This is a genomic window from Pantoea sp. X-Soil-TKNS-1207 (assembly GCF_059730485.1).
The window spans coordinates 2,088,525-2,104,054 of sequence record NZ_AP035958.1; the positions used below are offsets into that span (position 1 = coordinate 2,088,525).

Genomic DNA, 15,530 nt, shown 5'->3' on the forward strand with positions numbered 1-15,530 from the left:
CGGCGCGAATTATCGCGCTGCTACGCAATGCCTGGGCTTTCTGGCATGACATCCCGACTCTCTTCTGTATATCGATTAAATAATAAATTTCTTAAGGGATTTATGAGAAAGAATAATTTTTCATTATCTGTGCTTCTTGCAATGGCCACCTCAATGCTTTCCTATTCTGTCAATGCGGAAGAACATAAAGTAAAAAAATACAATCTTAATTTTCGATCTGTTTGTGCTGTCAATGTCACGCCTGAAGGGGATGTTTACGCATTAGGCTATGCGCATGACAATAAGCACAGTCTGGCATATACGGTACTTAAAAATGATCTTAAAGAGGTATTTAAAGGGGGAATATCGGGTCCGGCCGGCAGTGAAGCATCCTGTAAAGCGTCACAGAAAATTATCCCTGGCCAGCATAATAACTTCTTTGTTTCTACTGATTGGGTAATTTATGAGGAAGGTGTCGATAATAAAACATCGATAGGGATTTATAATGTTAAATACCAGGATCATCAGAGCGATATTTTGTTCAGTAAAGAAGATGTTCATCTGGATAAATTCTTTTTTGATAAAAGCGGGTCGACTTTATATACCAGCACGGTTGCGAGATTTTCTGGCGATCAACATCATACCGCAGTGGCTGCTGTTGATGTTAATAGCAGGACGCAGTTGTGGGATAAAAACTTTCTGTTTGCCTTAAGGGGAAGTATTGTCAGTCCGGATCATTCGCAGCTGTATCTGATTGGCAGAAAACAGACGGAACTTGTTTCTCTCGTCGATCGCGTTGCCATTAATCATGGCCCCTCGGTGATTAATGGTTTTGAAGTTGCGATGGATGATAAGGGCAATGTCTATTCAGGCGGATTGGATGGCGGGATGGGGAATGTATTCCTGGCTAAGATGCAACCCTTTACTTCGCCCGCAGACCCTCTGCGCTGGCAGATTGCTTATTCCGCGCAATTACAATCCGGGCCACTGCAAAGCCTGGTGATTGCGCCAGATGGTAAACTTTATGCCAAAAATAACCTGAGTGCTGAAGATGCGGGTATTCTGGCGATCGACACCGATACAGGGAAAATACAGGGAGTGATCCACCCGCCGATGGAGAATAATGGCGATCGGCTGACCTTTCTCGCATCGCCAGTTTTCGCTAAAGACTCCGGCATGGGTTACAGCTATGCCACTTATCTGGTTGAAGACGATCGCGATCATCAATCGGAGGATGATATCCGGCGTTATGATTTCTGGCGCTTCTCACCCGATACGCATCAGTCAGAACGAATTTTCACGATTAACACTGATAACGACGTGACCCGTGGTTTTACTCAGGAAAATAATCATATTTATATCACGGTGAAAGACACCCTGTATGTTTATGACCTGAACCCGACGGGTGATGAACAAAATAACCTCGGCGTGCAGCATGATGGCCCCGATAATTTTACCCGCGATGAAGCTGACCAGGGCATCACCATCCAATATCAGGCACCTCCGGCCACAGAAGGACGCAATGATTATTATCTTTTTAGCCTGAATGAAGCGGGTACAAAATTCGGCAGCTATCAGAAAATCAAAGCGGGCAGCAAAGGGGTGGCGAAAGTGAAAATTTATCAGAGCTGGCATCCGCAGGGCGGGAAATTCACCATCGGGCTGACGGATAACGTCAACCGACCGGCCACCGCCAAACCTCTTGGCGATGTGGTCAGCGTCACCGTCACACCCTGAGTTTTGTCGCTTTATGTATCTACGCCACCTCCCGACATGCAGGGCGACAAAAACGGGGGGTGGCGGAAACGTTGTGAACACAAGCGGAGGGTTAACTATGCCCACTGCCTGAAAACGCAGTGGACCCTTTCACTCACCGATGTTCACGAGGTTTCTGATGAAAAAGTTTCTGTTTAGCGCTCTCGCCGCTGCCACGCTCGCCGCTTCCTTTGCTGCCAGCGCCGCACCGGTCAAAACCGTGGTTCTGGTGCACGGTGCCTTTGCGGATGGCAGCAGCTGGAACAAGGTCATTCCACAGCTGCAATCCCACCACCTTGATGTCATTGCAGTCCAGCTGCCGCTGACCTCGTTGCAGGACGATGTGGCAGCCACGCAACGCGCCATCGCCCGCGCACAAGGGGATGTGGTGCTGGTGGGCCACTCCTGGGCCGGAACGGTGATCACCGCGGCAGGCAACGATGCGCGGGTGAAGGGCCTGGTTTACGTGGCTGCTTTTGCGCCTCAGGCCGGGCAATCGACCGCCGATCTGGTCAATAGCTACCCGGCACCTCCCGGCAGCGCCGGTATCGCCAAAACAGCGGAGGGATTCCTCTATCTGCCTGCGGCAACCGTGGCGAAAGACTTTGCTCCGGACAGCAGCGCTGCCGTGCAGAAGACCCTCGCGGTAACCCAGGGGCCGATCCGCGCGGCGGCGTTTGGCGACAAAGTGACTCAGGCCGCCTGGGCGCAAAAGCCGAGCTGGTATCTGGTCAGCACCCAGGATCGCATGATTAACCCCGATCTGGAACGGGCGCTGGCATGGCAGATCCATGCCCATGTCAGCAGCGTGGCGGCCAGCCACACCGCGATGCTAAGCCACCCGACCACGGTCGCACAGGTGATTACCCGCGCCGTTGAAGACGTTAACCAGCAATAAATCAGGAGGCAGGCTATGTCATTTATTATCGCGTTTCTTGCCGGCATGTTGACCTTGCTAAGTCCCTGCACGCTGCCGGTTATTCCGTTCGTTTTTGCCAGCGTACGCGGCAAACGCGGGCAGATGGCCGCGCTGCTGGCGGGCATGGTGTTGATATTCACCCTGGTGTCGCTGCTGATTTCGGTGGCCAGCGCATGGGTGGCGCAGGTGACGGCGGCCGGTCGCTGGCTGGCGCTGTTATTCCTGACGCTGACCGCCATCACGCTGCTGTCTGCCAGGGCGGCACAGTTCCTCACCACGCCGTTTATGCGGCTGGGCAATCGAATCAATGATGCCAGCAACCGTCGTCGCGGCCTGACGGCGGCGTTACTGGCCGGGATGGCGATCGGGATGCTGTGGTCGCCCTGTGCCGGTCCGGTACTTGGGGCGATTCTGAGTCTGGCGATCACCGGCCAGGATCCGCTTGCGGTCGGTTTGCTGCTGGCCGCTTACGGCAGCGGCTGTGCTCTGATGCTGGCGTTGCTGTGGTTTGCCGGACGCGGCTTGCTGGCCCGTCTGCGTCCGGGGCTGGCGGTGACGGCGCGTTTACGTCAGGGGGCTGGCGTGTTGATCCTCGCGGCGGTGGCGTTGCTGGTCAGCGGCAGACAAGGGGCGTTACAGGCGGGACCGGCCTTTGCGCAAAATGTTGAGCATCGCCTGAGCCAGTTCCTGCCGACCCGTGCGGCGAAAATCACTCCGCTGCCGGTGGTGGAGCCGGTGGACAGCAACCGCCTGCCGACGCTGACAGGCGGATCCTCCTGGTTTAACAGTCAGCCGCTGACGCCTGCCGATCTGAAAGGCAAAGTGGTGTTGATTGATTTCTGGACTTACGACTGCATCAACTGTCAGCACACGCTGCCGCATGTGCGTGACTGGGCGAAGAAATATCAGGCGGAGGGATTGGTGGTGATTGGCGTGCACACCCCGGAATATCCGTGGGAGCGCGATCCCAATGCCGTGGCGCGCGCCATTAAGCAGTGGGATCTGCCTTACCCGGTGGTGGCTGATAACCAATACGCCATCTGGAATCGATTCGGCAACCAGTACTGGCCCGCGCACTATATTTTTGATGCCCACGGTCAGCTGCGTTACACCGCCTTTGGTGAAGGGGATTATGCGGGCCAGGAGAAGGTGATTCAGCAGCTGTTGCAGCAGGCGAAAGCCTGATGGGAACGGCGCTGCGGGCCTGGTCGGGTGCGGCAATTGGCCTGGTCGGCATTAATGCCGACCCTACAGGGTGCGAATTTATTCGCACCGCATGAAGGATGGTGGCGGCAATTGGCCTGGTCGGCATTAATGCCAGCCCTGTAGGGTGCGAATTTATTCGCACCGCATGAAGGATGGTGGCGGCAATTGGCCTGGTCGGCATTAATGCCGACCCTACAGGGTGCGAATTTATTCGCACCGCATCAAGGATGGCAGCGGCGATTGGTCTGGTCGGCAGCGGTGATTGTCTGCATCACGGGGCCAGCGTCAATGCGCGCGGCTCCAGAAACGCCGTAATCCCCCATTGTCCCATCTCGCGTCCCATCCCGGAGCAGCGGAAGCCACCAAAAGGGGCGCGCGGCTCATGCGCCAGGGTGTTAATCATCACCCGGCCCGCCAGCAGCTGTTCACCTATCCGGCGGGCATTGGCATCGTCCTGACCGATAACCAGCGCCGACAGGCCATAGCGGGTATCGTTGGCGATGGCGATCGCCTCCTGCTCATCACGGTAGGTCAGCAGACATAGCACCGGACCAAAGATCTCGTCTCGGGCGATGGTCATATCATTGCTGACGTCGGTGAAGAGCGTCGGTTTGACATACCAGCCGCTGCTGAGGCTTTCCGGCCGTCCACTCCCGCCGGTCAGCAGGCGCGCGCCCTCCTGTAAGCCAAGCTCGATATAGCGCTGCACGCGTTGCCACTGCTGCTGGTTAATCATCGGGCCAATGGTGGTGGCCGCATCTGCTGGGTCACCGGAGCGTTGACGTTGCACGGCGGCGGTCAGCGCGCGCTCGAACTCGGCTTTACGCTGCTCCGGCACCAGAATGCGCGTACCGGCAATGCAGGCCTGGCCGCTATTGATAAAGCCCGCCTGCACTGCCAGTTCGGCAGCGCTGGCGGCATCGGCGTCGGGCAGGATCAGGGTGGGGGATTTGCCGCCCAGCTCCAGCGTGACGCGTTTAAAGCTCTCCGCTGCGCTGCGCAGGATGGCTTTGCCGGTTTCTGTCGATCCGGTGAAGGAGATTTTCGCCACATCCGGGCTGGTGCTGATGGCCTGGCCGACGCTGGCGCCACGGCCGGTGACGATATTGAACACGCCGGGCGGCAATCCGGCGCGGTCCAGCGCACGCGTCACCACCTCGGTCTGCAATACGCTGAATTCACTGGGTTTAATCACCGCTGTGCAACCTGCGGCTATGGCGGTCGCCAGTTTGTTGCAGATAAAGCCCGCGTTACTGTTCCACGGCGTGATCAGACCGGCCACGCCCAGCGGCATTAGCTGTACCCTGGCGCGCCCGGTTTGCTGCTCAAAGGCGAAGGTGTGCAGCTCGGTCATCACTTGTCTGATGACGTCAGCCGGATAGGTTGCCATCCATTGCGAACGGGAAGCGGGCGCGCCATATTCTTCGCGGATCGCCGCGTGCAGTTCGTCTTCGCACTGGCGCAGCGCCTGATACATCTTTTCCAGTAACGCCAGACGTTCCGGCACGCTGGTGCGGGAAAATGCCGGGAACGCAGCTTTGGCGGCGGCGATCGCCTGCAACGCATCGCTCTCATCCGCCAGCCGGGCTTTGCCGATAACGCTGCCGTCCGCAGGTCTGATAATATCCAGCCACTCGGTTCCTGCCGGGGTAACGAAGCGACCGTTAATATAAATGTGTTCGATGGAACGCATGGGCTGTTCTCCTGTAAGGCGTGTGTGTGGAGCAAAGTAGCACGCGTCAGCTGGCGCTATAATCCGCCTGACCCTGCAAAGGGTATTGCGACTAACGGAATAATCGATGAACCGAACCGGTATCTCTGAACTTGAAATCGTGCTGGCGGTAGCCCGTCGCGGCAGTTTTAGCGGGGCGGCTGGCGAACTGGAAATCTCGCCCTCGGCGGTGACCAACGCGGTGGCGGCGCTGGAAAAGCGGCTGGGCGCGCGCCTGTTTAACCGCACCACCCGCAGCGTTGGGCTGACGGAAGCCGGGCAGCGGTTTATGGCGAAAATCGCCCCGGCGGTGGAGATGATCCGCAGCGCATCGGAAGAGATCGCCAGCGCGCCCAGCGATCCGGCCGGGGCGTTGCGGATTAACGCGCCGCCGGAGAGTTGCGCGTTGTGGTATGACGACATTCTGCTGCCGTTTCTGGCGCGTTATCCGCGCATCCGCGCCGATATCTACAGCCAGAGAGAGAAGGTGGATATCGTGGCGGCAGGCTTTGACGCCGGTATCCGGCTGGCGGACGATATCCCGGCCGATATGATCCCGGTAAAACTGACGCTGCCGCTGCGGATGATCCTCGTCGCTTCCCCGGACTATATCGCCCGCGCTGGAGCGCCGCAGCAACCGGAAGCGTTAACTGCGCATCCGTGCATTTGTATGCGCATGTCCGACGGCAGCATCTATCGCTGGGAACTCAGCGATGGGCAACGTCACTTTAAAGTGCAGGCGGAACCGCTGCTCACCGTTAACGATCTGGCGTCGGCGCAGAAAGCGGCAGTGGCGGGATTGGGGATTGCCTGTATGTCGGAGCGGCATATCGCGGCTGACGTGCAGGCGGGCAGGTTAATCAGGCTGATGCCGACATGGCAGGTTAACCTCGGTGAACTGTGCCTCTATTATCCCGGTCATCGGCTGGTGCCGCCCGCGTTAAAAGCGCTGACGGAGTTTGTGCGTGACGTGCTGTCAGACCGGCACTGATGCCGATCTGACGACGCGTGCGTTAAACCTTCACCACCGTTTTGCCGAAATTCCTGCCCTGCAACATATCGAAGAACGCCTGCGGGGCATTCTCCAGCCCGTCGATCACATGTTCCCGATAGTGAATTTGCTGGCTCTCTACCAGCGGCGTCATGGCAGACAAAAATTCCGCATAACGATCACCGTAATCCTGAAAAATAATAAATCCCTGCATACGGATGCGACGTTTCAGGATGCCCGACAAAATCAACGGGGTGCGGTCCGGCCCGGCGGGCAACTCGCGGCGACTATAGCCCGACACCAGGCCGCACACCGGCACGCGGGCGGCGGTATTCAGCAGCGGGAATACCGCGTCAAACACTTTGCCGCCCACATTCTCGAAATAAATATCGATTCCCTTAGGACAGGCTGCCGCCAGCTGCTCAGCAAAATCGTCGCGATGGTGATCGAGACAGGCGTCAAAGCCGAGGGTCTCTGTGGCGTAGCGGCATTTCTCTTCGCCACCCGCCACGCCGACCACATGACAGCCTTTCATTTTGCCTAACTGTCCCACGGTGGCGCCAACCGGGCCAGTGGCGGCCGCCACCACCAGCGTTTCGCCCGCTTTGGGTTGTCCGATATCCATCAGCCCCATATAGGCGGTGAAACCCGGCATCCCCAGAATCCCCAGCGCCCAGGAGGGATGCGGCAGGTGTTTGCCGAGCTTCGTCACGCCGGTGCCATCGGACAGGGCATACGTCTGCCAGCCGCTGCCCGCCAGCACCCGATCTCCCGGCTGGAAATCGGCATGGCGTGACGTCACCACTTCGCTCACCGTGCCGCCCACCATCGGTTGATTCAACGCGGCCGGCGGGGCGTAGGATTTGCTGTCATCCATGCGTCCGCGCATGTAGGGATCGAGGGAGAGATACAGGGTACGTAGCAACATCTGGCCCTCGGGAACGGCTGGAAGCGGCTGTTCGACAAAGCGGAAGTTCTCTTTCACCGGCTCGCCCTGAGGACGTGAAGCCAGTAACCATGCGTGGTTAAGCGGTTGTTGATCGGTCATAAATCTTCCTTTGTGCAACGGAGAATGACCAAGTGTAGTTCATGCGCTCAGGCGGATTTAACGTGAAAAGCGCTCATCAAAACGGAAAGGGATTTCTACCGCGTCTTTGACGAGGGCGTTGAACTGCGGATGCTCGGGGTTAAGCAGGTAATTGAATTCCACCGGCGACAGCGCGCTGGGAATGCGTAACGCCACTGAGGCCTGACTCTCGATCCAGAAATCGCCAAACTGACGCAGCGCCGCCGGAGCCTGGGCCGCCGCCCAGTTTTGCGGCAGCTGAGCGACATCGACCCACTGGATCAGATCGTCCGGCACCTCCACGCTGAGCAGCGTGAAGAAATCCAGGATGCTGGCGCTTTGCAGATGGATCAGGGTTTCCAGCATGGTGAGAGAAGCGGTTTCGGAGGTGTAAACCATCGAAACGCCAATGCTGTTCCAGCGGCCACCGCCTTCCCTGGCGCCGTAGCCGCTCCAGGCCGAGCTGAGATAGCGGGTTTTGGTCAGGCGATATAACGTCACGAATAGACACCATGCTCAAGACGGGTAATCAGCTTCAGCACTTCATAAGCGCCGGTTTCGGACGCCACCAGATCGCCGGGTTTCTGGTTGCCGAGCGCGCGTACCGGCTCATTCAGCCACTGCAACGCCTGCTCTTTATTTCCTTCGAACAGCTCGACCGCGCGATCCATCACCCGGATAAAACGCACCAGCCGTTCGCTCTGCTCGGAGGTAAAGCGATTTTTCAGTCCGCGGGTAAACGTGGTGCCGGGAATGCCGGTCATATGACGCAGATCGGCCTGGGTAATGCGCGCCCAGGAGACAATGCGGCTGACCACCGACCCTTCCAGACCCTGATCGATCTGCCCCATCAGCAGCACGCCATCGGCGCTGTTCAGCCCGGCAAATTGCCACAAACGTTCCGGCGCAGGTGATGAAGCGGGGAGTGTGAATTGTTTCATGGTTAACCTCCATTTGGTTAATTCATTATAACCATATGGTGGCAGTGTACAAGGTTGTCAATGCAGAAGGGCGATCAGCTGGCTGCGGCGGCAATGCCTGCGGCTTTTTATATCCAGGAGAGACCGTCATCCGCCACCATGCAGCCCGATGGTAATCAAATCAGACAAGTTACTGCCGCTATGCATCTTTGCCTGGAGGAACGCACCATGTTTGCGATCTCAGGTTAAGATAAAAGTTACAAACCTAACTGGCTGGATAATTGTTGTACCCTAGTCTCCCCGTTTGATGCCCAATGATGAATAAAATCTGCAAAGCTAAGGCTGGCATGAAACGGTCTGGCGTTATACGACTGTAAAATTCCCCAGAAGCCGGGTGTCGGGTAAAAGAATTGTTCACAAAGATATAACGCAATTACCCGGTTTTTATCTCTCAGGTAACGGTTATTCTCCAGCTGATGAATATTGTTTTGCAGAAATTCAATGATGGATTCTTTTGCGCGGTTTTTTTCAGTCGAATTGAGACGCCAGTTTATATAATCCTCAAGTTGCGGCCTGGTAAACTTTCCTGTTTGCAGCGAGGGTGCGGTTTGATCGTAATTCTTCAGCACTTCATTCAGCACACTCAGTGAGGCCGCTTCGCACAACGTTTCCTCAAACCATTTTTGTTTGTAGGTTTTATGGTTGTTAAAATCACAAAAAGCATGGCATAACTCATGAGCGAACTGATAGATGATTTGTGGTTGATGGAATGTTCTCAGCGATAAGTCAATTTTATAGGCGGTGCAGGGTTCATTATAATAATAGATAATGGGCGCATCTTCATCTTCAGGGTGATTACCCACGACAATATCTTTGTTCAGTTCGCTGCCAACCATGGAAGAAAATGTTTTATACACCAGATCTAATATGCCCTGCACGTGATGTTGAGAAGTACCCAGCCATTGGTTTATATCGCTAATTATAATTTTCATAACATCACCAGAAAAGAATTAATTTTTCATAAATACCATAAAAAACAGGCAGGTAACAACTATGAAAATTGATAGTTGCAGGCCAGGCAACCACCAGCCAAACAAAACCGTGCAGGAAATTTATCAGGCATAACAGGGGAGGCGGGTGGCACAGGATGTGTCAGCAGCTGAACGACAGCAGAAGGAGTCCACGAGTGCTGGCCTGAGAGGGAAAAATAAAGCCTCCTGCGAGGCTTTATTCTTTAATTACTGCAACTCACAGCCACCAAATCCATAGGTAGATTTCGCTTTTTCATTGCCAGAGAGGTTTTCAATGTTATCGTCGTACTCCGCCAGCATAAAAAAACCATTGGCTTTCTTCAGCAGAAAGTTGTCCCTGTAAGCAGTACTTCCATTGAAGTTATCAAAACTGAGAATCTTACCACCCGTTTTCATCTGCAAATCAGCACCGGAAATTTTAACTATCGTTTCCGCAGCCACAGGTTTCCCATCGCGTGTTGCAATCTGGTCGCAGACATAGGTGCTGGCACATGCGCTACCCGCCCCAAAAAGCATGAATAAAGCCAGAATGCCTTTCATATAATTCCTTGAAGTGAATATATCCGATGTAAATTATTTGTGTTATGTGTCAGGGCCGCCAGATTCTAGCGTTATGTTGGATGATGGTCACGAGCGGTGGTGAAACTTCAGATTTTCCTTATGGGATTTTATTGCGGGTGAATCAGATCCTGATCAGACCTTTTAGCCGCGCATAATAAAAATCTGGCTCAGCGCTTAAAGCATTTACAGGGAAATTTAATAATTACGGCGAGCTGCTTGCCCTGTCGTGAGAAATAACGCTACAGGGCATATGTGGTTAATTTAAATTAAAGGGCATGTCAGCACGCCAGGCACAGACCCGTATCAACTCAGACTGGTGACCAGCCACTGTGCCAGCTCGGCCAGTTCCGCCTGCTGCTGCGGGAACGCCTGCTGCAACTGCGCGAGCTGGTGCGCCACCGCTTCCGGTCGATATGCCACGCCCTGCAACTGCGTCGCCAGGGTTTCCAGTGGCGCCGGGTTGAGGCTGTCGGTAAAAATCTGGCAGCGGCTGATGCTGCCGCGTTCCACGTCGAAATGGATTTCCACACCGCCCCAGCTAAAGCGCTGGTCCAGCAGATGGGAGAAGTCCGGCGCCTGGCCGAAGTTCCATTCCCAGCTGCTTTGCTTCGCGAACTGTTCGGTGAAACCGGGCAGGTCAGGTAAGGCGTCGGGCGAAATATATTCCGGCTCACACCGATCCTGATACCAGGCGAAGTAAGCGGCAGTGACAGCGTCACAAATTTTCTGATAACTGATATCGGGCAGCAGTTCGATCAGGTTAGCCACGCGGGAGCGTACCGAGGTGATGCCTTTCGCCTGCAGTTTTTTCACATCAGGATTGAGGTAATCCGCCAGTCTCGCGAGGTCGGCGTTCATCAGGAAGGTGCCGTGATGGAAACCCCGGTCCGGCGTTTCACGATAGGCAGAACCTGAAATCTTACGCACTTCACCCGCTACGTTGACCACGATATCGTTACGACCGGAGGCTTCCGCCGGGATACCCAGCTGCATCAGCGCCTGGAGAATGATCGCCGTAGAGACGCTTTTATCGTATTCCGGCTTACCGGCCATAAAGGTGAAGCAGCAGTTGCCGAGATCGTGAAACACCGCGCCCCCGCCGCTGCTGCGGCGCGCCAGCCTGATATGGTCTTCCGCCATACGGCGCGTGTTGCACTCTTTCCATGGGTTCTGGGCGCGTCCGATGACCACGGTTTCTGCGTTTTGCCATAAAAACAGCACGCGCTGCGTGGCAGGCATCTGCCGGAAAATACACTCTTCAACCGCAAGGTTGAACCAGGGATCATTGGATTGCGATAGCAATAAACGCAAAGAAGACATGCCAGACTCCGTTTCCATAACAAGCATTTGCCCCGATGTTAAGCCATCTGCGCCCAGTGAGCCAGCGCACAATCCTGCGCTAAACTTTTTGTGCCTTTTCAGGCTAACCCACTGAAATAAAGTGGCCTTTGTCCAGATGCCCAAACTGACTCAGGCAATCACACATAACCGCTCAGCAAAAGGCCGCATATATCTATAGGCGATGCTCTTAACCCGAAAGGTGATGCATGACGGTGCAACAATCCCCTGATTTCTCAGACGATCACGCCGCGCTGATGGCCTCGGCTATCGGTAAATTCTTCCGTCGCATCATCCCAATGCTGGCGGTAATGCTGATTATCAACCAGATCGACCGTGCCAACATCGGCTTTGTTAAGGCTGAACTGCAAACCGATGCCGGCATCAGTGCAGCGGCGTTTGGCTTCGGCGCCGGGCTGTTTTTTATCGGCTACGCGCTGTTTGAGGTGCCGAGCAACATCATGCTGAAAAAGCTCGGCGCCAGGGTGTGGCTGACACGCATCATGATCACCTGGGGCATGGTGGTGGTGCTGACCGGTTTTGTCAGCACGCCGCTGCACTTTTATCTGCTGCGCTTTCTGCTCGGCGTCGCGGAGGCGGGTTTCTTTCCGGGCGTATTGTTCTATTTCCGCCAGTGGGTGCCGAACGCCTGGCGTGGCCGCGCCACCGCCATGGTGCTGAGCGCCACCGCCAGCGCCTTCCTGTTTTCCGGGCCGCTTACCGGCGCGATCCTGATGATGCACGATGTCATGGGCATTGCTGGCTGGAAATGGGTGATGCTGGTGGAAGGGGGCGGTTCGATAGTGATTGGCCTGGTGGCGGCGCTGGTGCTGGTTTCGCGCCCGGAGCAGGCAACATGGCTGACCTCCGCCGAAAAACAGGCGCTGGCGCAACAGCTGGCGCAGGAAGATGCGGTACGTGATGAGCACGCGCGGGAATATGGCCGCTGGGGACTGCTTAAAGATCGCCACCTGCTGTTTTATTGCCTGATCTTTTTCACCATGACCATGACCGGCTACACGCTGGTGTTCTGGCTGCCGCAGATTATTCAGCGTATCCAGGGCTTTAACAGTTTCGAGATCGGACTGCTGACGGCCATTCCCTGGCTGTGCGCCATCGTTGCGCTGTTCCTGCTGGGCAAAACCACCGACCGCTATCGCGACCGGCTGGATAAAGGTTTAGGGCTGGCGATGCTGGTCGCCGCCTGCGGCACCCTGATGGCCACCACCGGCACGCCGTGGTTTGGCTTTGTGGCGATGATCGTCGCCTGTATCGGTTCTAAAGTCAGCGCCGCCTTTTTCTGGCCGATGCCGCAGGGTGAACTGCCTGCCGCCATCGCCGCGCCGGGCATTGCCCTGATTAACTCCATCGGCAACCTCGGCGGTTTCTTTGCCCCGACGGTATTTGGCTACCTCGAAATGCAAACCGGCAGCACCACCGGCGGCCTGTACGCGCTGACCAGCGTGTCGGTTATCACCGGCGTCTGGCTGTTGTTACGCCGCAAACCGATCCCCCCAGCCTATGGTCACACGGAGAAGCACCATGTCAGACAGTCCAGTCATTAAATCGATGCGCATCGTGCCGGTTGCCGGTTACGACAGCATGTTGCTGAATATCGGCGGGGCGCATAACTGCTACTTCACCCGCATTCTGGTGATTCTGACCGACTCTGCCGGACATCAGGGCGTCGGCGAGACGCCCTGTCACGCCTCTACGCTGCAACTGCTGGAACAATTCAGACCGCAAATCGAGGGCAGCTCGCTGCTGCGTCTTAACGCCACGCTCAGCCAGTTATATGCCAGCGATGCCCGCACCCTGCAAACCGCGCATACCAACGATATCCACATCCCGCAGATGAACCCGGAGAAGTTTTATAACGCGGCGGCAGCGATTGAAGCCGCGCTGCTGGATTTGCAGGGGCAGTTTCTTAACCTGCCGGTGGCGGATCTGCTCGCCAGCGGTAAGCAGCGCGACCGTATTCCGGTGCTGGGCTATCTGTTCTATATCGCCGATCGTCAGCGCACCACGATGGATTATCAGTCCGGCAGCGGCAAAGCGGGCGACTGGTTCCGGCTGCGGCATGAAGCCGCGATGGACAGTGACGCGGTGGTACGGCTGGCGGAAGCGGCGCAGCAGCAATACGGTTTTCGCGACTTTAAGCTCAAGGGTGGCGTGCATCCTGGCGAGGTGGAGGTGGCGACCGTCGAGGCGTTGTTGCAGCGTTTCCCGCAGGCCCGCGTCACGGTCGATCCCAACGCCAGCTGGTCGCTGGATGAAGCGATCGTTTTCGGCAAACAGCTGGCAGGCAAAGTGCCCTATCTGGAGGACCCGTGCGGTGCCGAACAGGGGTATTCCGGGCGTGAAACCCTGGCCGAGTTCCGCCGCGCCACCGGTGTGCCGGTCGCGACCAATATGATCGCCAATGACTGGCGACAGCTGAACCATGCGTTGCAGCTGAACGCCATCGATATCCCGCTGGCGGACCCACACTTCTGGACGATGCGTAACGCCAACGTGGTGGCGCAGCTATGCAATGAGTGGGGGCTGGTCACCGGCTGCCACTCCAACAATCATTTTGATGTGTCGCTGGCGATGGTGGCGCATCTGGGCGCGGCGGCGCCGGGCGATCGTCAGACGGCCTTTGATACCCACTGGATCTGGCAGGACGGGCAGCATCTGACGCAGCAACCGCCGCAGATCCGTGACGGCTATCTGGAGCTGCCGCAAGGGCCGGGGCTGGGTATTCAACTGGATATGGCGCGCGTTGAGCAGGCCCATGCGCGCTATAACGCGCTGCCCGATAAGAACCGCAACGATGCGATCGGTATGCAATTTTTGATTGATAACTGGCGTTTCGATGCCAAACGGCCAACGCTGGTCCGCCCCTGAATCCTGGAGAGAAACTGATGAAAATTGCTGTGCGCCTGGCATTACTTGCCGGGCTGGTAGTGAGTGGGCCAGCGCTGGCCCAGACCTTCGTGTACGTTTCCGAGGCCAATGACGGCACCATTGCGCGTTACGCGCTAAATGAGAAAACCGGCGCGCTGACGCTGCTGGGCCAGACCTCGGCGGGTGGCAAAGTGATGCCGATGGCCCTCAGCACCGACCATCATCATCTGTATGCGGCGATTCGCAGCCAGCCGCTGCGGCTGGTGAGCTGGACGATTGATGCACAAAGCGGCGACCTGACCGGAGCAACAGAAACCCCGGCGGCGGCCAGTTATCCCTATATCAGCACCGACCCGCACGGGCGCTTCCTGCTGGGATCGTCCTATGATGGCGATGTGGTGCATGTCTATCGGATGAGCAGCGACGGCAAGGTGCTTGCGCCACCGGTGGCGGCCTATAAAACCGGCCATGCTGCGCATTCGGTGATCACCGACGCGACCGGACAGTCGGCGTATGTCGGCAATCTCGGCACCGATCGTGTGCTGCAACTCAATCTGACCCAGGATGGCAGCCTGACACCGATCGGCAACGGCTATGTGGATACGGAGGCGGGCAACGGCGCGCGTCATTCGGTGATGTCGCCGGATAACCGTTTTCTCTACAACGTCGGCGAAATGGGCGGCATCATTACCCAGTTTCAGCGCCAGAAAAATGGTGCGCTGAAGAAGGTGGCCGAGTGGCCCAACGCCGTGGCGCAGAAGTATCATCTGCAACCGGGACGTGAACGGCTGGCCGATTATAACGATCCCACCCCACGGATCTGGTCAGCTGATATACGTATCACGCCCGATGGTCGTTTTTTGTATGTGACTGAGCGCACCAGCAGCACGGTGAGCGGCTATCGCGTCAATAAAGACGACGGCAAACTGAAACTGATTGGCAGCTGGCCGGTAGAAAAACAGCCGCGCAGCATTGCGATTACCCCCGATGGCCACTGGCTGATCGCCAGCGGCGAGAAAAGTGACGTAACCGGCAGTTACGCCATCAATCCGCGCAGCGGGGCGCTGAAACGCGTCGGCAGCGCGCCCGCGGGTGGCGACGCCAACTGGGTGACGGTGGTGAGCTATTGATCAACACCGGCAGCAGCGCGACGTTGCGCGCTGC

The 15,530-nt window shown here is 56.7% G+C and carries 15 protein-coding genes; 8 read left to right on the forward strand and 7 right to left on the reverse strand.

Annotated features, from left to right (window positions below):
• The first annotated feature begins 102 nt into the window (after positions 1-102).
• The 3 genes from AC6I8V_RS09835 to AC6I8V_RS09845 all read left to right on the forward strand — a co-directional run bounded on the left by AC6I8V_RS09835 (position 103) and on the right by AC6I8V_RS09845 (position 3,838).
• The gene (locus tag AC6I8V_RS09835; RefSeq protein ID WP_497845677.1) at positions 103-1,716 is read left to right on the forward strand and encodes a hypothetical protein; all 1,614 of its coding nucleotides are present in this window, start codon (positions 103-105) and stop codon (positions 1,714-1,716) included.
• 157 nt (positions 1,717-1,873) lie between these two features.
• The gene (locus tag AC6I8V_RS09840; protein ID WP_497845678.1) at positions 1,874-2,632 is read left to right on the forward strand and encodes an alpha/beta fold hydrolase; all 759 of its coding nucleotides are present in this window, start codon (positions 1,874-1,876) and stop codon (positions 2,630-2,632) included.
• A 15-nt stretch (positions 2,633-2,647) separates the two neighbouring features.
• Positions 2,648-3,838: a cytochrome c biogenesis protein DipZ gene (locus tag AC6I8V_RS09845; RefSeq protein WP_497845679.1), complete on the forward strand. Its 1,191-nt coding sequence runs from the start codon at positions 2,648-2,650 to the stop codon at positions 3,836-3,838.
• Between the two features lie 292 nt (positions 3,839-4,130).
• On the opposite strand, the gene AC6I8V_RS09850 is transcribed toward AC6I8V_RS09845, so the two are convergent.
• Positions 4,131-5,552 carry an aldehyde dehydrogenase family protein gene (locus tag AC6I8V_RS09850; RefSeq protein WP_497845680.1) on the reverse strand — a complete coding sequence of 474 codons (1,422 nt, stop codon included), beginning with the start codon at positions 5,550-5,552 and terminating at the stop codon, positions 4,131-4,133.
• Between the two features lie 106 nt (positions 5,553-5,658).
• On the opposite strand from AC6I8V_RS09850, the gene AC6I8V_RS09855 reads away from it, so the two are divergent.
• Positions 5,659-6,561, forward strand: a complete 903-nt coding sequence (locus AC6I8V_RS09855; RefSeq protein WP_497845681.1) for a LysR family transcriptional regulator — start codon at positions 5,659-5,661, stop codon at positions 6,559-6,561.
• A gap of 22 nt (positions 6,562-6,583) precedes the next feature.
• Here the strand turns inward: AC6I8V_RS09855 and curA are convergent, their stop codons facing one another.
• Genes curA through AC6I8V_RS09870 form a run of 3 tightly spaced genes read right to left on the reverse strand, consistent with a single transcriptional unit; the run spans position 6,584 to position 8,568 of the window.
• Complete coding sequence (curA, locus tag AC6I8V_RS09860) at positions 6,584-7,609, reverse strand: NADPH-dependent curcumin/dihydrocurcumin reductase (protein WP_497845682.1); 1,026 nt, start codon at positions 7,607-7,609, stop codon at positions 6,584-6,586.
• 57 nt (positions 7,610-7,666) lie between these two features.
• Entirely contained in the window at positions 7,667-8,128 is a 462-nt protein-coding gene (locus AC6I8V_RS09865; RefSeq protein WP_497845683.1) for an RES family NAD+ phosphorylase, read from the reverse strand.
• The gene (locus tag AC6I8V_RS09870) at positions 8,125-8,568 is read right to left on the reverse strand and encodes an Xre family toxin-antitoxin system antitoxin (protein ID WP_497845684.1); all 444 of its coding nucleotides are present in this window, start codon (positions 8,566-8,568) and stop codon (positions 8,125-8,127) included. The genes AC6I8V_RS09865 and AC6I8V_RS09870 overlap by 4 nt, the downstream gene beginning before the upstream one ends.
• A gap of 60 nt (positions 8,569-8,628) precedes the next feature.
• Here AC6I8V_RS09870 and AC6I8V_RS09875 point away from each other — a divergent pair, with 60 nt between their 5' ends.
• On the forward strand, positions 8,629-8,796 hold the full coding sequence (locus AC6I8V_RS09875) for a hypothetical protein (protein WP_497845685.1): 168 nt from the start codon (positions 8,629-8,631) through the stop codon (positions 8,794-8,796).
• Between the two features lie 8 nt (positions 8,797-8,804).
• On the opposite strand, the gene AC6I8V_RS09880 is transcribed toward AC6I8V_RS09875, so the two are convergent.
• From AC6I8V_RS09880 to lplA, 3 genes are all read right to left on the reverse strand, one after another.
• Positions 8,805-9,539 (reverse strand): hypothetical protein, encoded by a 735-nt coding sequence (locus AC6I8V_RS09880; protein WP_497845686.1) that lies wholly within the window; start codon positions 9,537-9,539, stop codon positions 8,805-8,807.
• A 246-nt stretch (positions 9,540-9,785) separates the two neighbouring features.
• Positions 9,786-10,118: a hypothetical protein gene (locus AC6I8V_RS09885; protein WP_497845687.1), complete on the reverse strand. Its 333-nt coding sequence runs from the start codon at positions 10,116-10,118 to the stop codon at positions 9,786-9,788.
• Between the two features lie 324 nt (positions 10,119-10,442).
• Positions 10,443-11,459 (reverse strand): lipoate--protein ligase, encoded by a 1,017-nt coding sequence (gene lplA, locus AC6I8V_RS09890; RefSeq protein ID WP_497845688.1) that lies wholly within the window; start codon positions 11,457-11,459, stop codon positions 10,443-10,445.
• Positions 11,460-11,686: 227 nt separating this feature from the next.
• On the opposite strand from lplA, the gene AC6I8V_RS09895 reads away from it, so the two are divergent.
• From AC6I8V_RS09895 to AC6I8V_RS09905, 3 genes are read left to right on the forward strand one after another with little or no spacing between them, the layout of a single operon-like run.
• Entirely contained in the window at positions 11,687-13,042 is a 1,356-nt protein-coding gene (locus AC6I8V_RS09895) for an MFS transporter (RefSeq protein ID WP_497845689.1), read from the forward strand.
• Positions 13,020-14,366 carry an enolase C-terminal domain-like protein gene (locus AC6I8V_RS09900; protein ID WP_497845690.1) on the forward strand — a complete coding sequence of 449 codons (1,347 nt, stop codon included), beginning with the start codon at positions 13,020-13,022 and terminating at the stop codon, positions 14,364-14,366. Before AC6I8V_RS09895 ends, AC6I8V_RS09900 begins: the two co-directional genes overlap by 23 nt.
• A 17-nt stretch (positions 14,367-14,383) precedes the next feature.
• On the forward strand, positions 14,384-15,496 hold the full coding sequence (locus AC6I8V_RS09905) for a lactonase family protein (RefSeq protein ID WP_497845691.1): 1,113 nt from the start codon (positions 14,384-14,386) through the stop codon (positions 15,494-15,496).
• The last annotated feature ends 34 nt before the right edge of the window (positions 15,497-15,530 follow it).

Coding starts and splice junctions, on each gene's coding strand:
- AC6I8V_RS09855 (WP_497845681.1), top strand. CDS start 5,659: ATGAACCGAACCGGTATCTCTGAACTTGAAATCGTGCTGGCGGTAGCC.
- AC6I8V_RS09875 (WP_497845685.1), top strand. CDS start 8,629: ATGCAGAAGGGCGATCAGCTGGCTGCGGCGGCAATGCCTGCGGCTTTT.
- AC6I8V_RS09870 (WP_497845684.1), bottom strand. CDS start 8,568: ATGAAACAATTCACACTCCCCGCTTCATCACCTGCGCCGGAACGTTTG.
- AC6I8V_RS09885 (WP_497845687.1), bottom strand. CDS start 10,118: ATGAAAGGCATTCTGGCTTTATTCATGCTTTTTGGGGCGGGTAGCGCA.
- AC6I8V_RS09900 (WP_497845690.1), top strand. CDS start 13,020: ATGTCAGACAGTCCAGTCATTAAATCGATGCGCATCGTGCCGGTTGCC.
- AC6I8V_RS09895 (WP_497845689.1), top strand. CDS start 11,687: ATGACGGTGCAACAATCCCCTGATTTCTCAGACGATCACGCCGCGCTG.
- AC6I8V_RS09905 (WP_497845691.1), top strand. CDS start 14,384: ATGAAAATTGCTGTGCGCCTGGCATTACTTGCCGGGCTGGTAGTGAGT.
- AC6I8V_RS09880 (WP_497845686.1), bottom strand. CDS start 9,539: ATGAAAATTATAATTAGCGATATAAACCAATGGCTGGGTACTTCTCAA.
- AC6I8V_RS09840 (WP_497845678.1), top strand. CDS start 1,874: ATGAAAAAGTTTCTGTTTAGCGCTCTCGCCGCTGCCACGCTCGCCGCT.
- lplA (WP_497845688.1), bottom strand. CDS start 11,459: ATGTCTTCTTTGCGTTTATTGCTATCGCAATCCAATGATCCCTGGTTC.
- AC6I8V_RS09850 (WP_497845680.1), bottom strand. CDS start 5,552: ATGCGTTCCATCGAACACATTTATATTAACGGTCGCTTCGTTACCCCG.
- AC6I8V_RS09835 (WP_497845677.1), top strand. CDS start 103: ATGAGAAAGAATAATTTTTCATTATCTGTGCTTCTTGCAATGGCCACC.
- curA (WP_497845682.1), bottom strand. CDS start 7,609: ATGACCGATCAACAACCGCTTAACCACGCATGGTTACTGGCTTCACGT.
- AC6I8V_RS09845 (WP_497845679.1), top strand. CDS start 2,648: ATGTCATTTATTATCGCGTTTCTTGCCGGCATGTTGACCTTGCTAAGT.